The sequence below is a fragment of the Sphingomonas suaedae genome, assembly GCF_007833215.1.
Taxonomy (GTDB): Bacteria; Pseudomonadota; Alphaproteobacteria; order Sphingomonadales; family Sphingomonadaceae; genus Sphingomonas; species Sphingomonas suaedae.
Window position 1 is genome coordinate 534,945 of the sequence record NZ_CP042239.1, and the last position, 15,558, is coordinate 550,502.

At 65.5% G+C, this 15,558-nt stretch carries 14 protein-coding genes; 6 read left to right on the plus strand and 8 right to left on the minus strand.

Annotated elements, in window-relative coordinates:
* Window positions 1–28 precede the first annotated feature (28 nt).
* A complete protein-coding gene (gene dgoD / locus FPZ54_RS02600; RefSeq protein WP_145844764.1) occupies window positions 29–1,165 on the minus strand; it encodes a galactonate dehydratase in 1,137 nt (378 codons plus the stop codon).
* 120 nt (window positions 1,166–1,285) lie between these two features.
* Here dgoD and FPZ54_RS02605 point away from each other — a divergent pair, with 120 nt between their 5' ends.
* From FPZ54_RS02605 to FPZ54_RS02620, 4 genes are all read left to right on the plus strand, one after another.
* On the plus strand, window positions 1,286–2,164 hold the full coding sequence (locus FPZ54_RS02605) for a 2-dehydro-3-deoxygalactonokinase (RefSeq protein WP_145849534.1): 879 nt from the start codon (window positions 1,286–1,288) through the stop codon (window positions 2,162–2,164).
* Window positions 2,161–2,796: a 2-dehydro-3-deoxy-6-phosphogalactonate aldolase gene (locus FPZ54_RS02610; RefSeq protein WP_145844765.1), complete on the plus strand. Its 636-nt coding sequence runs from the start codon at window positions 2,161–2,163 to the stop codon at window positions 2,794–2,796. The genes FPZ54_RS02605 and FPZ54_RS02610 overlap by 4 nt, the downstream gene beginning before the upstream one ends.
* A gap of 1 nt (window position 2,797) precedes the next feature.
* On the plus strand, window positions 2,798–3,715 hold the full coding sequence (locus FPZ54_RS02615; RefSeq protein WP_145844767.1) for a Gfo/Idh/MocA family protein: 918 nt from the start codon (window positions 2,798–2,800) through the stop codon (window positions 3,713–3,715).
* Window positions 3,716–3,800: 85 nt separating this feature from the next.
* Window positions 3,801–4,529 carry a FadR/GntR family transcriptional regulator gene (locus FPZ54_RS02620; RefSeq protein WP_145844768.1) on the plus strand — a complete coding sequence of 243 codons (729 nt, stop codon included), beginning with the start codon at window positions 3,801–3,803 and terminating at the stop codon, window positions 4,527–4,529.
* On the opposite strand, the gene FPZ54_RS02625 is transcribed toward FPZ54_RS02620, so the two are convergent.
* Genes FPZ54_RS02625 through FPZ54_RS02640 form a run of 4 tightly spaced genes read right to left on the minus strand, consistent with a single transcriptional unit; the run spans window position 4,483 to window position 8,654 of the window.
* The gene (locus FPZ54_RS02625; RefSeq protein ID WP_145844770.1) at window positions 4,483–5,838 is read right to left on the minus strand and encodes an ABC transporter substrate-binding protein; all 1,356 of its coding nucleotides are present in this window, start codon (window positions 5,836–5,838) and stop codon (window positions 4,483–4,485) included. The genes FPZ54_RS02620 and FPZ54_RS02625 overlap by 47 nt on opposite strands.
* Complete coding sequence (locus FPZ54_RS02630; RefSeq protein WP_239019680.1) at window positions 5,835–6,692, minus strand: carbohydrate ABC transporter permease; 858 nt, start codon at window positions 6,690–6,692, stop codon at window positions 5,835–5,837. Before FPZ54_RS02630 ends, FPZ54_RS02625 begins: the two co-directional genes overlap by 4 nt.
* Window positions 6,682–7,560, minus strand: a complete 879-nt coding sequence (locus tag FPZ54_RS02635) for a carbohydrate ABC transporter permease (protein WP_145844771.1) — start codon at window positions 7,558–7,560, stop codon at window positions 6,682–6,684. The genes FPZ54_RS02630 and FPZ54_RS02635 overlap by 11 nt, the downstream gene beginning before the upstream one ends.
* Window positions 7,557–8,654, minus strand: coding sequence for an ABC transporter ATP-binding protein (locus FPZ54_RS02640; protein WP_239019681.1), 1,098 nt, complete (start codon window positions 8,652–8,654; stop codon window positions 7,557–7,559). Before FPZ54_RS02640 ends, FPZ54_RS02635 begins: the two co-directional genes overlap by 4 nt.
* A gap of 186 nt (window positions 8,655–8,840) precedes the next feature.
* Between FPZ54_RS02640 and FPZ54_RS02645 the strand changes: the two genes are divergently transcribed.
* Window positions 8,841–10,232 (plus strand): glycoside hydrolase family 43 protein, encoded by a 1,392-nt coding sequence (locus tag FPZ54_RS02645; RefSeq protein ID WP_145844773.1) that lies wholly within the window; start codon window positions 8,841–8,843, stop codon window positions 10,230–10,232.
* Here FPZ54_RS02645 and FPZ54_RS02650 read toward each other — a convergent pair.
* The gene (locus FPZ54_RS02650; RefSeq protein WP_145844774.1) at window positions 10,229–11,104 is read right to left on the minus strand and encodes an SMP-30/gluconolactonase/LRE family protein; all 876 of its coding nucleotides are present in this window, start codon (window positions 11,102–11,104) and stop codon (window positions 10,229–10,231) included. The genes FPZ54_RS02645 and FPZ54_RS02650 overlap by 4 nt on opposite strands.
* Before the next feature lie 185 nt (window positions 11,105–11,289).
* Complete coding sequence (locus tag FPZ54_RS02655) at window positions 11,290–12,069, minus strand: class I SAM-dependent methyltransferase (protein ID WP_145849537.1); 780 nt, start codon at window positions 12,067–12,069, stop codon at window positions 11,290–11,292.
* A 79-nt stretch (window positions 12,070–12,148) separates the two neighbouring features.
* On the opposite strand from FPZ54_RS02655, the gene FPZ54_RS02660 reads away from it, so the two are divergent.
* Window positions 12,149–12,853, plus strand: coding sequence for a helix-turn-helix transcriptional regulator (locus FPZ54_RS02660; RefSeq protein ID WP_222428341.1), 705 nt, complete (start codon window positions 12,149–12,151; stop codon window positions 12,851–12,853).
* Between the two features lie 334 nt (window positions 12,854–13,187).
* On the opposite strand, the gene FPZ54_RS02665 is transcribed toward FPZ54_RS02660, so the two are convergent.
* Window positions 13,188–15,518, minus strand: a complete 2,331-nt coding sequence (locus tag FPZ54_RS02665) for a TonB-dependent receptor (RefSeq protein WP_239019682.1) — start codon at window positions 15,516–15,518, stop codon at window positions 13,188–13,190.
* Window positions 15,519–15,558 lie beyond the last annotated feature (40 nt).

Below are 15,558 nucleotides of genomic sequence, written 5' to 3' on the forward strand. Positions count from 1 at the left end.
TATCGGATAATGGTTGTCGTAGCTTGGCTCACCATTCCGCGAAGCTGCCATCCTCCTGTCGCCAGATCGGGTTGCGCCAGCGCACCTTCTCGGCGTCCGCCTTGCGCACGGCGGCCTCGTCGATCTCGACACCCAGGCCGGGCCCGGTTGGAATCGGCAGGAAGCCGTCGACCGGCGAGAGCACATCGGGATTAGCGCAGAAATGCAGCAGGTCGTGGCCGGCATTATAGTGGATGCCGAGCGACATCTCCTGCAGCACGACGTTCGGCGTGCACCCGGCAAGCTGAAGGCAGGCGGCGAGCGCGAGCGGCCCCAGCGGGCAATGCGGCGCCACGGCAACGTCATAGGCCTCGGCCATGGCGGCGATCCGACGGCATTCGCTCAATCCGCCGGCGTGGCTGAGGTCCGGCTGGATGATGTCGACCGCTCCGCTGGCAAGGAACGGCTTGAAGTCCCAGCGCGAATAGAGCCGCTCGCCCAGGGCGATCGGAATGCTGATCTGATTCGAGATCTGGGCGAGGACTTCGGGGTTCTCCGACAGGATCGGCTCCTCGATGAACAGCAATCCCAGCGGCTCGAGGTGCTTGGCCAGTTGCTTGGCCATCGCGCGATGCACGCGGCCATGGAAGTCGAGCCCGACATCCATGCCGGCCGCCTGCGCTGCGCGAACGCGCTCGACCACATCGTCGAACCGCGGCGCGGTGAGATAGTCGAGTTCGGATGTCGCGTTCATCTTCACGGCGGAAAAGCCCTGCGCCTTGCGCGCCGCCGCCGCTTCGCCGACATCGTCCGGACGGTCGCCGCCGATCCAGGCATAGGCGCGGACCTTGTCGCGCACCTGTCCGCCCATCATTTCCCAGGCGGGCAGGCCGTAATGGCGTCCCTTGAGGTCCCACAATGCTTGGTCGAGGCCGGCCAGCGCCGACATCAGCACCGCGCCCCCGCGATAGAAGCCGCCGCGATAGGCGACCTGCCAGACATCCTCGATGCGGCGCGGGTCGGCGCCGATGAACCGGTCGCGCAGCGATTCGAACGCGCCGTCGACCGCTTCGCTATGTCCTTCGAGGCTGGCTTCGCCCCAACCGTAACAGCCATCCTCCGCCTCGACGCGCACGAACAGCCAACGAGGCGGAACGTGAAACGTCTCGATACGCGCAATCTTCATAAACACCTCAAAGCCCCACCCGGGCATTAAACCTATTTATCTTATAATTTATATCTAGCAAGCGCAGCGCGCGCCTGTATGATCCGCGGCGATGTTTTGGGGATGGAAAGCGAGCCGCCGATGAGCTGGCGCGACGGGTATATCGCGGTGGATTGGGGCTCGACCAACCGGCGCGCCTATTCGGTCAATGCCGAAGGGCGGGTGGTCGCAAAGCTCGAGGATGCGAAGGGGGTCCTGTCGGTCGAGCCGGGCGGGTTCGACCGGGCCGCCGATGAAATTCGCGCCGCGCTGGGCGACCACGCGATGCTGATTTCAGGCATGGCGGGATCGAACCGCGGCTGGCGCGAGGCGCCCTATGTCGGATGCCCCGCCGACGCGGAGGCGCTTGCGCGTGCGATATGCTGGATCAAGGTCGGGCGCGTCGGCATCGTTCCCGGCGTGTGCCAGCGCGACCCCATAGCGGATGTGATGCGGGGCGAGGAGGTGCAGGCGCTCGGCGCCGTGGCGGCGGGGTTGGCTCCGCCAGACGGGCTGATCTGCCTGCCGGGCACCCATGCCAAGTGGATCGCGATGCGCGGCGGACGGATCGACACGTTCCGCACGAGGATGACGGGCGAACTCTTCGCGGTGCTGCGTGACCATTCGATCCTGTCGGCGCAACTCGAAAGCGCGGTCGCTGCCGACGATGCATTTGCGGCGGGCGTCGCAGACGCGCTTGGCGGCGCCGACCTGCTCGCATCGCTGTTCGGCATCCGCGCGCGGCACCTGTTGGGGGCCGGGCGGAGCGATGCGAGCTATGCGAGCGGCCTGCTCATCGGCAGCGACGTGCGCGCCGCGATTGCTGATCGGGCGCCGGGCGAGACCGTCGCGCTTGTCGGCGCCCCTGCACTATGCGCCCTGTATGCCGCGGCGCTCGGCCATGCCGACCGTGTCGGCGAAGTCATCGATGGCGACGCCGCGTTTCTCGCCGGCATTCGCCGAATCACGGAGTTGTTATGACCGGTTCGCTTGACGCCTTCACTGCCCATTTCTCCGTCTGTCCGCTGGTCGCGATCATCCGCGGCGTCACGCCGGACACAGTCGAGGCGGTTGGGGACGCGCTGGTCGAGGCCGGCATTCGCATCATCGAGGTGCCACTCAACTCGCCCGATCCGTTGGCGAGCATCGAACGGCTTGCCCGTCGCCTGGGCGACGCGGCGCTGATCGGCGCGGGCACGGTCCTGAACGTCGATAAGGTGGCGCAGGTTGCGGACGCCGGGGGACGGATCATCGTGTCGCCCAGCGTCAATGTCCGCGTGATCGCGGCTACGGTTGCAGCGGGGCTAGTCTCGGCACCCGGCTATTTCACCCCCAGCGAAGCGTTCGCCGCACTGGACGCGGGCGCACACCTGCTCAAGCTGTTTCCTGCCGAAGCCGCATCGCCGGCCGTCGTGAAGGCGCATCGCGCGGTGCTTCCGCGCGACGTGCCGGTCGTTATCGTGGGCGGCATCACGCCGCCGGCGATGGCGCCCTATTTCGCGGCCGGCGCCAACGGCTTCGGGCTGGGCGGCGCGCTCTATCGGCCGGGACAGACTCCTGCCGAGGTCGCGACGCAGGCGCGGGCGTTCGTTTCCGCACTCTCGGTCCGCTGAGATGATCCGGGTCGCCATCATCGGCTTCGGCAAGATCGCCGCCGACCAGCATCTGCCGGCCATCGCCAGCGATTCGCGGTTCGAGCTGGTCGGCGTGGCGACGCCGGCCGGCGATCCGGATATCGGCGTCCCCTGGTACGGCGATGCCGCCGAGATGTTGGCGGCGATGGACGGGGCTGCGGACGCCATCGCGATCTGCACGCCCCCGGCCGCCCGCTACGCCCTGGCGCGCGACGCGTTGCAGGCCGGGTTCGATGTGCTGCTCGAAAAGCCGCCGACCACGACGCTGGGTGAACTGGACGCGCTCGAGGCTTTGGCCCGAGCGCAGGGCAGGGTGCTCTACACCGCCTGGCACTCGCAATATGCGCCAGGCGTCGCGCCTGCTGCGGCGGCGCTCGCCGGCGCGGAGATCGACACGCTCCACATTTCGTGGCGCGAGGACGTGCGCAAATGGCATCCGGGGCAGGAGTGGATCTGGGACGCCGGCGGGTTCGGAGTCTTCGATACCGGCATCAATGCGCTTTCGATCCTGTCCCAGATCGTCGCGGTGCCATTGCTGGTGCGCGCCGCGACCCTGTCCGTGCCCGAAAACCGGCAGGCGCCGATTGCCGCCACGATCGAGTTCGTCGGCGCGAACTGGCAGGCCGAATTCGATTGGCGGTTCGATGCCGGGGAGGAATGGCTCATTCAGATCACCACATGCGACGGGCGGCGCGTCGAGCTGCGCGACGGCGGCGCGCGCCTGTTGGTCAACGGGGTCGACCAGCCGCTGGAGGAGGATCGCGAATATCCCCAGATCTATGACCGGTTCGCCACGCTGATCGACGCACGCGCGTGCGCGGTGGATCGCGAGCCGCTGCGGATCGCTGCAGACGCTTTCATGGTCGCGCGCCGTGAAAGCGTTGCAGCATTCCGTTGACCCGCGTTACAGTCGGCAATGATGCAGACACCTGCCACATTTCGATCGACGCCTTCATGCCACGCCCGGGACGGAGGTTGACCTGATGGACGCCGACACGCCGCTGCTGAGTTCGTCCCCGGTGGGCGGGCGGAACCTGACCTATGGGCTGCTCGACGCGCTTGGCCGCGCGATCGTGACCGGGCATTATGATGCGCGCGTCTTCCCGACCGAAGCGGATCTGGCCAAGCAGCACGGCGTCAGCCGCTCGGTTACGCGCGAGGCGGTCAAGATGCTGACCGCCAAGGGCCTGCTGACCGCACGCCCGCGCAAGGGCACAACGGTTCAGCGGCCGGCGCACTGGAATTTGTTCGATGCCGACGTGCTGCGCTGGCTGCTCGAACGGACATTCTCGCTGGAGCTGCTGCGCCAGTTCACCGAGCTGCGCATCGCGATCGAGCCCGCAGCGGCCGCGCTCGCCGCGCGCGCTGCGGACGCTGCGGGCGTCGCGCTGATCCAGGCCGGGTATCGGCGCATGGAGGCGGCCGAGAATGGCGAGGACGACCCGCTGGAAGCGGACATTGCGTTCCATGTCGCGATCCTGGCCGCGTCCGCGAACCCGTTTTACGTCCAGTTCCGCGATGTGGTCGAAACCGCGCTGCGCACCTCGATCCGCTTCACCAACCGCTTCAAGGGGCGCACTGCCAGCCTGCCGCAGCATCGCGAGGTGCTGACCGCGATCGAGGCGCGCGATCCCCACGCGGCGCGCGACGGCATGGTTGCGCTGATTACGGACGTGATGACGCTGATCGACGAGGCGGGGAAGTCGGGCTGAACACCGGAAGTTCGGCGAGCAGTTCGTTGACGCGGCGTTCGCCGTCCGCCAGCGCCTGATCGACGGTCTTCTGTCCGGTGATCGCGGCACCGACCTCTTCGCCGACCAGACGCTCGATCGCCGACTGACGCTGGACATAGCCGGGCAGCGGATGGCCGATTGTCGCGAGCGGTGCGATATCCGCGCGATGCGGCAGCGCCTTGAACGCGGCCGATTCGATCACCTTGCGCACCGCCGGCAGGTGCCCGGTGCGCGCCCAGTCCAGATTATGCGCGGTCATGAACGCGAAGAAGCGGGCGATCATCGCGCGCTGCGCCGGGGTTCGCTCGCGCTTGGGAACGACCCAAACATGGCCGCTTACGAACTCGGCATGTTTTCCCCAGAGGCGGGGATAGGGGTAGACCGCATAGCTTCCATAGAGCGGACGGCCCGGCGTCATCGCGTCCTGCTGGAACTGATCGATCATCCAGGTGCCCGTCGGATAGATTCCGCCTTCGCCGCTCAGGAACGCCGCGATCGCCGCGGGGGTGTCCTGGTCGAGCGTGCCCAGCCCCTCCTCCGTCAGCGCCTTGAAATAGTTGACCACGCGCCGTGCCTCCGGCGTCTGCAGCTTGATGTGCAGCGGATCGGGGAAGATCACCGCATCCTGCGCCATCAGATAGGTATAGAGCGTGCGCGTCTGCGCGGCAGTGTCGGCGACCAGGCTTTGGAGGAGATAGGGCTTGCCTGTGCGCGCCTTGAACTGGCGGGCATGGGCGAGAAGCTCTTCCGCCGAGCGCGGCAATATCGGCTTGCCGTCGCGCATCAACCCCGCCTGCGCGAACAGCTTGGTGTTGATGTGGTACAGGCCGCCATGCGTGTCCCAGGGCAGGCCGTAGAGGCGGTTATCGACCGTCGCGGCCATGCGGCTGGCGTCGGTGAACTGTTCGGGCGTCAGTCCGGCGGCCTCGAGATAGGGCTCGACCGGTTCGAGCAGCCCACGCGCGGCATAGTCCGAAATGACCCCCCCATGCATGCTGACGATGTCGGGCGGGTCGCCCGCCGCGAACTGCGCGCTCAACTGAGGGTAGCCGGGCCAGGCGACGACGTTGCTGCTGACGGGAGCGCCGGGGGTCTGGGCGTTGAACTTGTTGATCATCGACGTGATGATCCCGCATTCGCCCTTTGCCGCAGCGACGTCGGTCGCAGAGCCATAGGCCGCGCCACATTCGCCGAAGAAGCGCTGCAGATAGATTTTGCCGTCGTCCGCGCCGCTGCTGCCGCAGCCGGTCGCGAGTAACGCGAGCGTGAGTGCAAGGGCGATCCTCATCGTGTCGCCGTCCCCGCCATCGACTGGACGATGTGCTTCTGGAACAGGACATAGACGATGAAGATCGGCACCGACGCGAATACCGCCTGCGCCATCAGAAAGCCGAGGCCGCTGGTCTGCGCATAGTTCATCTGCGCCGCCGCGAGTCCGACGGTCAGCGTGTACATGTCGCTGCGCGTCGCGGAGATCAGCGGCCACCAATAGCTGTTCCAGCTGGCGAGGAAGGTGAACACGCCGAGCGTCGCCTGCGCGGGCAGGGTGAGCGGCAGAAGCACGCTCCAGAAGATGCGCAGCCGCGACGCGCCGTCGAGCATCGCCGCCTCGTCCAGATCCCGCGGGATCGCGCGAAAATATTGGGTCATGAAGAACACGCCAAAGGGTCCGGCCAGCCCGGGCAGGATCAGCCCGGGGTAGCTGTTGTGAAGGTGGAGCGCGGCGAACAGCTGGTGCTGGGGCAGGATCACCGCCTGTTCGGGGATCGCCAGGCCAAGCAGGACGAACACGAACAGAGTGCGGCGAAACGGAAACTCCAGCCGCGCAAAGCCATAGCCGGCCAGGCTGCACAGCGCGAGCACGCCGACCGTCGTGCCGATCGACACGATCAGGCTGTTGAGCAGCCAGCGGAACACCTGATCGCCCGACAGGATCGCCCAGTAGTTTTCGAGCGTGTACGGGAATTCGAGCGCCGCGCCGCTGTTGCCGACCAACGCCTGATTGGACTTGAGCGAGAGCAGGACCGTCCAGATCAGCGGTGCCAGCATTACCGCCGCCGCGAGCAGCAGCGCGATCAGCGTGGCGGGCCGCATCCGCCCTTCGCCGGGGCGGAACACGGGGGTTGTACGATCAGCGGCCATTGCCCGCCTCCGAGGTGCGCATCGTGAACCAGTATTGCGCCAGCGTGAGTGCCACGATCAGCATGAACAGGATCTCCGCCGCCGCAGCGGCATAGCCGAGTTCCCAGCGCCAGAAGGCGGTTTCGAACATGAACAACACCATCGTCCGCGTCGCCCCGTTAGGGCCGCCGGCGGTGAGCAGCTGCGACTGGCCGAACAGCTGGAGCTGCGCAGCGGTCTGGAGCATCACCACCAGCACCACCGTGCGGCGGAGCGAGGGCAGGGTGATGCGCCAGAAGATCGTCCAGCGGCTCGCCCGGTCCAGCGCCGCGGCTTCGTAGATGTCGCCCGGTATCTGCTGAAGCCCGGCGAGGAACAGCATCATCGGCAGCCCGATCGACCACCAGATGGTGGTGATCGCGAGCGCCCACAGCGCGAGCGTCGGATCGCTGAGGAACGGCAGCGGCGAGGTGCCGAGACCCTGTGCCACTTCGCCGAGCAACCCGGCATCGGGCGCGAGCACGAAGCGCCAGATCAACGTCACGATCGTCACCGACAGGACCGAGGAGGAGAAGAAGATGCCGCGGAACACTGCCGCATCGCGGGTCGGCCGGTTGAGCGCGAGCGCGAGCATCAGCGACACCACCGTCAGGATCGGCACGATCATCGCCGCGAGCAGCAAGGTCTGGAGGATCGCGGCATGGAAGACGGGATCGGCGGCGAGACGCGCATAATTATCGAGCGCGACGAAGCTGCCCCCACCGAACAGGTCGACCCGTTTCATGCTCAGCCCGATACCCGCCAGCAGCGGATAGATCAGGATGAACAGATAGATCGCCAGGAACGGCGCGACGAAGCCGAAACTGGCGAGCCGGTCACCGCGTCTCATGCGGCGGAATCCATGACCTGCGCGTGATGCCCATCGCCGTTGCAGTCGAATAGATGCGCTGCCGCGCCGTCGATGCGCAGGCGCACCCGGTCGCCCAGCTTGACGGCGCTCAGTCCGGCATCCTCGGCTGTGATCTCCTGACCATCACTCAGCTTGGCGTAGACCAGCGTGCGGTCGCCGAGCCGCTCGACCAGCAACACTTCGGCCTCGCACGCACCTTCGCCCGATGCCGCCACCCGCACATGCTCGGGGCGCAGGCCGAGTTCGACCGGGCCGGACGGGAGCGCGGCGCGATCGATGCGTGTCGTCACCTCGGTCCCGTCGCCCAGCCGCACGCGCGCGGGGCCTTCGCCCGGCACCAGCGCGGCGGGCAACAGGGTCATTGCCGGCGACCCGACGAACCGTGCGACGAAGCTGTTCGCCGGGCGCGTGTAGATATCCATCGGCGCGCCGATCTGCTGGATGCGGCGATCGTTCATCACGACGATGCGGTCGGCCAGCGTCATCGCCTCGGCCTGGTCGTGCGTCACCATGATGATCGCGGCGTCGACGCGGCGTCGCAGCTGGGCGAGCTCGACCCGCGTCCGCGTGCGCAGCGCGGCATCGAGGTTCGACAGCGGTTCGTCGAACAGGAACAGCTTGGGGTGCTTGACGATCGCGCGGCCGATCGCGACGCGCTGACGCTGGCCGCCCGACATCTGGGCGGGCTTCTTGTCGAGCTGGCTCTCGATCTCCAGCACCGCCGCCGCCTGGGCGATCCGCGCGTCGATCTCATTCTGCGGAACCCGCGCATTGCGCAGGCCGAACGCCATATTCTCGCGCACCGTCATGTGCGGGTAGAGCGCATAGGCCTGGAACACCATCGCCACGTCGCGCGCGCCGGGATGCAGCTGATCGATGCGCCGGCCATCCAGCACCACTTCGCCCGCATCGGCGATCTCGAGCCCCGCGATGATGCGGAGCAGCGTGGACTTGCCGCTCCCGGACGGGCCCAGGAACGCGATGAACTCGCGGTCGCTCATGCTCAACGATACATCGTCGAGAACCGGCGTTTCTCCATAGGCCTTGCGGACGTTACGAAGCTCGAGGCTCACTGAGGCATCCCATATTATCTTATTTATCGCACTTTTTAGCAAAAGCCCGCCTGACGTCAATGCGCGGCTTGCCGGGCAGGCTCACCGGTGTGCCCAAAAACCCGCGCAGAAACCACACTCGCATTTATCTTATAAATGTGGTTTAGCGCTGCCGAACCGCCCGTGTGACCCGGAAAGAAGCCGATCATGACCATCCAGTTCGAAGCCATCGCCGCAGCGCAAGCGCCGCACAGCCAGATCATCGTGCGCCGTGGCGACGCCGAACGCACCTACCAGCTCGCCTCCGGCGACCACTCCGCCTATGTCGACTTCTTCAACCGCGTCGCCGACGACTTCGCCACCCGGCGTCCGCACGTGCTGAGCGGTCCCGCGCCGAGCGACCTGCCCGCGCCGAACTGGGAGCCGCTGCTCACGGAAAATGCGGACCCCCGAATCACCTGCGGCTATGGCGACCCGGCGGTGCTGAAGACCGATCAGGGCTATATCCTCGTCGCGACCTCCAACGATGCGCCGGATGCCTTTCCGATCCTCCACTCGGACGACCTCAAGACCTGGACCCACAAGGGCTTTGTATTTGCCGAGGGCGAGGCGCCCGACTGGACCGCGCATGGTCGCCATGTCGGCGATTTCTGGGCGCCGGAAATGGCGCGCGTCGGCGACGAATATTGGCTGGTCTACACCGCCCGGCAGAAGTCGAACGCGCTCGCCATCGGGTTGGCCAAGAGCGACAGCCCGTTCGGCCCGTGGCGCGACCTCGGCCATCCGCTGGTCACTGCGCACGCCGTGAACACCACTGGGCTGACCGGCGATGCCGCCCAGCCGGTGATGAGCGGCGGCGTGATCGATTCGCACATCTTCATCGACGACGATGGCGAGCGCTATCTGCTGTGGAAGCGCGACACCAACGGCGTCTGGCCGCGCCCGCTCGCCGGCCTGTTCCGCCAGCGGCCCGAGCTGATCGACCAGGTGTTCGCGACCGAGGCCGACCGTCGCACGGCGTCGCTTGCCGCCGCGCTCCAGCTCTGGGCCAATTCACAGCGGCCGATGGAACGCTTCTTCCTGATGCAGCCGCTGATCGAGGCGGTGCTCGACAACTGGCAGCAGGTAAAGGCCGCACTCGCCGACATCCCGGAGGCGGAGGCGATCCTCGATGCGATGAGCACGCCGATCTATGCGCAGCGCCTGACCGAGAGCGGCGAGCGGGTGGGCGAGGAGCATCTGGTGCTGACCAATGACCTCGATTGGGAGGGGCATCTGATCGAGGGGCCATGGGTCACCAAGCAGCAGGGCCGCTACTGGATGTTCTACGCCGGAAACGATTTCGGCACGCCCGCCTATGGCATCGGCGTTGCAGTGGCCGACCATATCTTCGGCCCGTACGTCAAACAGGGCGATCCGCTGCTCAAGTCGACGACGACCTGGTGGGCGCCCGGCCATGCCTCTGTCGCGCCGGGTCTCGATGGGGCGCCGCAGCTGTTCTTCCACGCCTTCTTCCCCGGCACCGGCGGCTACAACGAATTCCGCGCGCTGCTGACGACCCGGCTGCAATTCGGACCGGACGGCGTCACGACGGGCTAGCCCGCAAAGCGGTGGGGCGGTAGGCCTTTGACGCCGGGATCGACCTCGAACAGATAGCCGCCATGCGGCTCGTCGATGCCGTCGGCGGCGGAGGTGATGAACATCCGATCGTACGAGTCGCCGGCAAAGGTCATGCTGGTGATCTGGCTGGCGGGCACGTGGATCGCGCGCTCGACCTTGCCGTCGGGGTCGAACCGGCTGACCCGCGATCCCCCCCAATGCGCGACCCACAGACCGCCCTCGGCATCGAAGGTCATGCCGTCGGGATGACCCCAGTCGGACTCGAACTGCAGCCACAGTTCGCGCGGTCCGAGCGTCGCGCCGTCGAGCGCGAAGCGATAGATCTGCCCCAGCACGGTGTTGGTGTGGAAAAGCCAGCGTCCGTCGGGGCTGATCGCGGGCCCGTTGGCGACGTGATAGCCGTTGTCCATCCGCTCAATCGATCGATCGGCTTCGATGCGGTACAAGGAACCGGCCGGAACGTCGCAACTCACCGGCATGGTGCCGGCCCAGAGGCGCCCGTCGCGATCGGCCTTGGCGTCGTTCATCCGATTGATCGCTGGTTCGTCCGCGGGCAGGTCGACCAGCGGCTCGATCGAGACCGGCGTCGGCGATGCGGGGTCGAGGACCACCACCTTCACCCCGCTGCGGAACCCGGCGACTAGCCCCGACGCGTCGCGCCGCTCGATCACCCAGCCGACCATCTCGGGCATGATCCAGCTGTTCACCGTCCTGTCGGCGAGCGACAGGCGGTTGATCCGCTGTTCGATGATATCGACCCAGTAGAGCGATCCGTCGCGCGCGGCGAGCGGCCCTTCGCCAAGCTGGTCGCACCGGTTGCGCGAAATGATCTGGACATCGTCAAGGCGCATTGGCGAACCCTTTTGCGGCGCGAGATTGCGGGCCGGCCATATGCGGCTTTTGCCCGGCCTGAAAGTCTCTCCGGTCGATCCGTATGCAGTGCGTTGCAGTCACCTCCAGGAGGCCCCGACCTGCGGAAATACGGCCATCTGCCAAAATTAACACCCTGAGAATGCCGCAGTCGCAGCCACATGTTTTAGCGCTCGCCCGCTCGGCACGCAGAGGCCTCGACCTGCAATATGTCGATCGAGAACGATCCATCGACTTCGATCGCGAAATAGGTGGCAATTTGTACCGAGGCCAACTGCTGGAGCGATCGAATGGCCGTTTGATGCGCTGTGGAGGTCCGCATGCGGCCGACCCAAGAGGCAAAGTCCATCCGGATGCGGCGTTTCTCGGCACGACGCGCACGAAAGCCTGCGCGGACCAGCGCAGCAGCCCACTCGGACTCGCTATAATTCCGCACATGGGACGGGTCGCGCAGCAGTTCGATCGCCTGGAGATGTGTGTCGCACGCCGGGACTGCCGGCGAGATGACGTCAATGAAGATTGCCGGGCTACCTGGCTTGAGCACGCGCCGAACTTCCCGCAACCCCGCGTCCCAATCGCACCAATGGTGCGCCGAATAGCGGCAGGCCGCCAGATCGAACGATGCATCTTCGAAGGGCAAGCGCTCGGCGGGTGCGCCCGTCGTCTCGATGTTCGAAAGGCCATGTTGGCGTGCTGTCTCTGCGACGACCTTGAGCATTTCTGAGGACAGGTCGACGGCGACAACAGTTTGCGCATGTTGCGCTAGTCGATAGGCGACATGCCCGCCGCCCGTGCCGATATCCAGCGCCCGTGCGGGGCGCACCTCAGCGCAGATCTGCGCCAATGCGTCGAGGTCCTCGCCGGTGGAATGAACGCTGCTGGAGAGATAGGCCGCAGCTTGGCTGCCGAACTGCGCGTTGACGATGGCGTCATGGGAACGGGTCATATGATGTACTCCTCGATCCCGTGCTGCCATGATTTTAGCCCGTTACAAGATAAGCGTTTATACTGTTACAATGACTCCCATGAACAGCGATGAACGGCGCAAACTGCTTGGGAGCTTCATCCGGTCGCATCGGGAGCGGATGAAGCCGGATGTGGTGGTCCGTCGCCGGCGGACGCCGGGGTTGCGCCGAGAAGAACTGGCGGCGCGTGCCGGGATCGGCGTGACCTGGTGCGCTTGGATCGAGCAAGGTCGCGATGTCGGCGTCTCCGCCGAGACATTCGCTCGCCTTGCAGAGGCGCTGGCGCTCACCCCGGCGGAGCGTGCCTATCTATTCGAACTGGGCGACCGCCGCGATCCCGCCGAACCGCCCGTCTCGACGATCACGGAGGCTCCTGCTTCCGTAGCCGCGCTCGTCATGATGCTGCCGGTTCCGGCCTATGGGCTGGATCGCCTTTGGAACGCGAGTTGCTGGAATCCCGCAGCTGAGCGCTTGTTCGCGGGCTGGCTTGGCCCCGCCGGGGAGCGCAATCTGCTGCGTTATACTTTTCTTTCGCCATCGGCTCGGACGCTCCTGCCGGACTGGGAGCAGCGCGCGCGCCGGGTCCTAGCCGAATTTCGGGCTGATTGCGCGCGGCTGATGAAGGATCCGTTCCTGGATGCCCTCGTCAGAGATTTGCGTGAGAGGTCCGAATTGTTCGTCCACGAATGGGAGACGCAGAGCGTGTCGGCGCGAGAAGGCGGCAGGACGTTCGTTCATCCCTTGGACGGGACCGCTCAGCTTTGACCAGCATACTTTCAGTGCAGCGGAACGTCCGGACCACAAAATGGTGGTACTGATGCCAACCGCTGGTGTGAACCGCTGACAAGAACCGCTGCCGACTTTACAGCGCAAAGAGGCCAAGCTTAGGCACAGATTGAACGGGTAGTTGCGGAAACGTGGCGCCTACCTCCCATTCTTCCTGTTACCGCAATCGGTTCGGAAACCCCAATTCGGTGGACCGTCGTGGAAGCGGTCTGGACATCGGATTCGGCCTTTGACGAGCCTTGTCGAGGCCTGTCGTTTAAACGTCTAGAAGATCCAGCGCGCTCAAGGTGTTATCCAAGCGACTCCGCCTCCCTTAGAATTGTGTGCGCACCCCGAACACGATGCTCCGCCCGCGCAGCGGCGACTGGTCCTTGACGAACGAGGTGTGCACGAAGGCAAGCTCGTTGGTCAGGTTCGTTCCCCGCGCATAGATTTCGACGTCGGCGCCTCGGCCCATGTCGATCGTGTAGCCGATCGTCGCATTGACCATGTTGTAGCCGTCGGTCGGCGTCTCATAGCGCGCCACCTTGTTCTGCCCGAAAGTGCGATAATATTCGAGGTCGGCCGATAACGCCCCCGCGGCATAGGCGTAGCGCGCGCCCAGCCGACCCGGCGGGATGCGCGGCAGATTGTCGTCGTCGTCGGTCAGGTTGGTTGCGACATAATCGCCGAACACAGTAACTTTCGAAGCCGGATCGAGCTGAAAGCTGACCTGCCCGTCCGCGCCGTAAAATTCGGCATCGGCGGTGGTATAGAGCAGGAAGTCGTGGCGCTGCCCGGTGGTGAATTCCGTCTCGAGCAGATGCGCGAAGATGTAGTTGTCGACAGCCTGGTAGAAGGCGCCGATCTCGAACTCCAGCGGTCCGCCCGCCTTGCGGAAGGTCAGGTTGATCGCCCGCGCGCGCTCCATCACATCGTCGTCATAGTTGAACAGGTCGTCGGGAAGGTAATTCTGCACGAACCCTGTCGCCAGAAGACCGACCTCATAGCTGTTGGTCGCAAGGCTGCTGCCATCCGCGAACAGTTCGCGCACATTGGGCGCGCGTTCGGTCTGCGCCAGCGAGAGCGCGAGCGAGTATCCGGAGGTGACGTTCCAGATCGCGCCGAACGAGATCGAGAAGGGATTGTGCTTCCGATCGGGATTGCCAGCGATAAAGGAGTCCCGTCGCATTTGCTCGACAACCTGACGCCAGTCGGCGCCATAGTTGTCGATGTAGTAACCCCAATACTCTTCTTCCAAGTTGATATAGAACGCGCCGGGGATCGGCGTCTTGATCGTGCGCCAGTCCTTACGCGCCGCGATCTCGATGTCGATCGGGCCGATGCTGCGGCGCTCGCTCAGGAAAATGCCGATATTCTCGGTCAGATACTTCTGGGTCCCGGCGAAGCCGAACGAAGCCGTCGGTGGAACATGCAGATCGATCAGGTTCAGTCCGCTGAAGGTCCCGTCGGTATATTGCACGCCCAGCGTGCCGGTGAAGCCGAACACGGACTTGTGGGTCAGCTCGATCCGGCCGTCCCACACCTTGTTCGTGTAGCGACTGTAGAGGATCGGGCCGTCGACTTCGTCATGCTGATAGTCGGTGTAAGACCCGCGGATCCGGATATCGGAAAAGCCGGGCAGCAGGTCGACGAAATCGCCACGCAGGTCGACGCGTTCGCTGCGCAGGTCGATCAGCGCCGTGTCGCTGTCGGGGTTGTCGAGCGGGTTCTGATAGTTGCCGTGTCCGATGCAATGCAGGTCGATCCGGCCGGGGGCCGGGAAGGGATAGCCATGAAGGTGGCACACCCCGTTGGCGTGACTGTGCCCGGGCAGGCCATATTCTGCATCCTGCCGTGTATAGGCCGCGCCGATATAGCCCTTGTCGGTCACCCAGGATGCTCCGAAGGCGTAGCTCGAGCTCTCGGCAAAGGAATCCTTGAGCCTGTCGGTCCCAAAGCTCGCGGGAACGCCATAATTCTCGCGATCCGAATAGGACGCTTCCGCGTGCAGCGCGATCGGTCCCAGCGCGGCGGTGACGCGACCGGCGGTGGTCATTTCCTGGTCTGCCGTTCCATAGCGCACCTCGGCGGCGCCGGTGACGCCGCCTTTCGGAAGCGCCTTGGGAACCTTGCCGTCGATCAGGTTGACCGCACCATTGACTGCGTTGCCGCCATAGCGGATGGCTGCCGGACCGCGCTGGACCTCGATCGCGTCGAGCAGCAGCGGGTCGGTGACGACGGCATGGTCGGGCGACACCGAAGCTGCATCGAACACATTCGCCCCGTCGGACAGGATCTCGATGCGCGGCAGCGTTTGCCCGCGAATAACCGGGCGAGCGGCACCCGCACCGAAATTGTCCATATGCACGCCGGGCAACCCCTCCAGCGTCTCGCCCAGCGTACCACGCCGGCGATGGACCAGAGCATCACCGCTCAGAACGGTGACCGGGAGGGGAGTCGCCTTGTCGGAGGATGAAAGCGACTGACCGGTTATGACGATCGTTTCGGAAGATGGCTGTGCGCGGGACTCGCGCGACACCTGCACGCCGTCCTTACCGTCGGTCGCCGTGTCCTGCGCCCAGGCGTCAAGGGGCAGGACAGCCAGGGTGGACGCGAAAGAAAAAAGGCAGGCCTTCGCCTGCCGCGAATTGGCGACGCTCAAACGGGTTCTCCATTGTCCTGTTTGGCGTCGCCTACGCATG

Bases quoted from the DNA above. Each gene is read 5' to 3' on its own strand.
- FPZ54_RS02620 (WP_145844768.1), top strand. From the start codon at position 3,801: ATGGACGCCGACACGCCGCTGCTGAGTTCGTCCCCGGTGGGCGGGCGG.
- FPZ54_RS02655 (WP_145849537.1), bottom strand. From the start codon at position 12,069: ATGACCCGTTCCCATGACGCCATCGTCAACGCGCAGTTCGGCAGCCAA.
- FPZ54_RS02625 (WP_145844770.1), bottom strand. From the start codon at position 5,838: ATGAGGATCGCCCTTGCACTCACGCTCGCGTTACTCGCGACCGGCTGC.
- FPZ54_RS02650 (WP_145844774.1), bottom strand. From the start codon at position 11,104: ATGCGCCTTGACGATGTCCAGATCATTTCGCGCAACCGGTGCGACCAG.
- FPZ54_RS02660 (WP_222428341.1), top strand. From the start codon at position 12,149: ATGAACAGCGATGAACGGCGCAAACTGCTTGGGAGCTTCATCCGGTCG.
- dgoD (WP_145844764.1), bottom strand. From the start codon at position 1,165: ATGAAGATTGCGCGTATCGAGACGTTTCACGTTCCGCCTCGTTGGCTG.
- FPZ54_RS02610 (WP_145844765.1), top strand. From the start codon at position 2,161: ATGACCGGTTCGCTTGACGCCTTCACTGCCCATTTCTCCGTCTGTCCG.
- FPZ54_RS02630 (WP_239019680.1), bottom strand. From the start codon at position 6,692: ATGGCCGCTGATCGTACAACCCCCGTGTTCCGCCCCGGCGAAGGGCGG.
- FPZ54_RS02645 (WP_145844773.1), top strand. From the start codon at position 8,841: ATGACCATCCAGTTCGAAGCCATCGCCGCAGCGCAAGCGCCGCACAGC.
- FPZ54_RS02605 (WP_145849534.1), top strand. From the start codon at position 1,286: ATGAGCTGGCGCGACGGGTATATCGCGGTGGATTGGGGCTCGACCAAC.
- FPZ54_RS02635 (WP_145844771.1), bottom strand. From the start codon at position 7,560: ATGAGACGCGGTGACCGGCTCGCCAGTTTCGGCTTCGTCGCGCCGTTC.
- FPZ54_RS02615 (WP_145844767.1), top strand. From the start codon at position 2,798: ATGATCCGGGTCGCCATCATCGGCTTCGGCAAGATCGCCGCCGACCAG.